This window comes from Verminephrobacter aporrectodeae subsp. tuberculatae At4, assembly GCF_000193225.1.
Lineage (GTDB): Bacteria > Pseudomonadota > Gammaproteobacteria > Burkholderiales > Burkholderiaceae_C > Acidovorax > Acidovorax aporrectodeae.
Genome location: NZ_AFAL01000452.1, coordinates 1 through 2,057 on the forward strand (window position 1 = coordinate 1; position 2,057 = coordinate 2,057).

The 2,057-nt window shown below is 56.7% G+C and carries 1 protein-coding gene; it reads right to left on the bottom strand.

What is annotated here, in order from left to right:
- On the bottom strand, positions 1 to 1,990 hold a 1,990-nt coding region (locus VTU_RS34445), incomplete at its 3' end, for a hypothetical protein (RefSeq protein WP_201766146.1).
- Positions 1,991 to 2,057 lie beyond the last annotated feature (67 nt).

Here is a 2,057-nt window from a genome sequence, read left to right on the forward strand (position 1 = left end):
TTTTTCCACCAAATTCGACCCGTCCACCCTCTGCGGGATCGGAATTCACTGCCACGCCCCCCACGCTGCCTTTGAGACGGACCATGACGGCCAACGTTTCCAGGGTCCTGTGATTAGCAAAGACGGGCAAAGAAAGTCCGGGGAATTTGATCAGGCCCGGCTCCTTGGTATGCGCTTGCGTCAACAAATTGTCGTTGGCAAAAATCGGGCTATTAAATAGCCTATCTGCAGTCAGTTCGTTGATTCCAAAATTTACTTCAGTGATGTTCGCATCGGTCGGTGAATATCTTACTTCAAGCGGAATCGTGTAGGTGTTGTTACTGTTGCTTTGCGGAATCGACAGGTAGAGCCCGTCCAGATTGCCATTGCCTTTGGCTTCATCTCCAACCGTGATCGGTGAAATTACCGGATAGGAATTCTTGTTCGGTGACGAGAATACGGCCGACAAAACTCTGATTTTGGCTGACGAGGATTTGAGCTTCTTGCATTCCAGAATAATTTCAACCGTCGTGGTGGTTGGCAGGAGATCGTCGCCAATATTGACTGCACTCACGCTGCCACTGATGTTCAGCGCAGCGTTCCTGGTCTGCTCAGCCACATCAACGCACGCAGTTTTGGTCATTTTTCCCTGATCGATACGCAATTCTCTTGCCGAATTGTTGGCCGAAAGCTCGGTGTCTGGAAGTCCCACGACAGAATACGACCAAGTATCGATATACTTTCTATCCTTTTTCGAAAGCACCCCGGATTGCTGGTATTTCTTGATCAGTTGCTCAGCTTCTGATCTGCTGCCCAGTTTGGGGAAGATCAGGGATTCCTCCTCGGAAAATACGGTAATCCTGACGCCGACGCTCTCGGTACCGACCGGCACCTGGAAGTCGATTTTCTTGTTGACGAGCCGGTCTTTCTCGGCCGCAGTGACGCTAAAAACCGCGCTATCGACCCCCTCTGCGGCGAGCAGCGTGGGTGCAACCGCGCGCTTGGCGGCCGCGATGTTGCGCGGAGGTGGCCCCTTGCCGTCTTGCGTCACGCTGCTTTGCACTGCCGACGAACCGGGAGCCGCCCGCTGCGCGGCCGTGCTGGCGCCGGTGTCGATTCCCAGGCCCGGTGGCACCACCATCGTGACCTGGGCCTGCGTGCTGCCTTCGTAAATCGGAAAACTGGTGCGGATGACATTGGGGTAATGCAGGTCGCTCAAGGTCAGAAAATAGACACCGGGCAATACGTGTCGTTCGAGCGCAAAACCGCCATGGGCGTCAAGCACGGCAACGGCCCGCATCCGCGTATTGACCCCCTCCAGCAAGACCTTGCGGCCTGCGAGCGAGGTAACCGGAGCACCTTGCTCCGAGAGCAATCTGCCCGACAATTTCGCTTCCGCCTTGGTCGCCCGAATATCATAGACGACCCCGAACTCGCTGTCCCTGCTGAGATTCAGCGTCATGAAAAAATCGCCAATTGGCAGCGTATCAAGCATTCGTTGCATGGCCGGACCCGAGATCGAAAAGCTGGAGTCTGCCAGATTGAAAGACCACAAGTCATCCAGGATCAGCGCGATGTCATTATTGTCCCCAGCGGTTATGTACCCATGACTGTTATCCTTCAGGTTCATCCCGGATATTCCTTGCATCCTGAAAGTCAGTGGGGCGCCGGTCACTACGTTGCCTGGCGCCAGGCCCTCAACGATCAGCTTCGGGAGGGGCGGAGCATCCGCAGGCCCATCGCCGAAATTGAATGCGGAAGTCGGCCGCTGCGACCTGATCACCACATGGAATACGGACGTTGTGGCGCCGCTCCTGATCTCGAACTCCGCCTCCTGGTTCTCGCCGATGTCGTCGGGGGTGACAAAGCGCAGCTGCCCGTCCTGGATCAGGGCCTCCGAGACGGCGCCCGAAGGCGTGACCTTGTCAGCGCCCGCAGGAAGGCCAAGGCTTTTGAGCGAGAGAGACACGACTTTCGCGGGCTCGACGTCTTGAAGCTGGGATTTTTTCACGGACGCGGGTTCTGGCGCGGATCCGGGCGCGGGTTCAGACTGCTGCGTCTGCGGCTGCGTGCCGTCT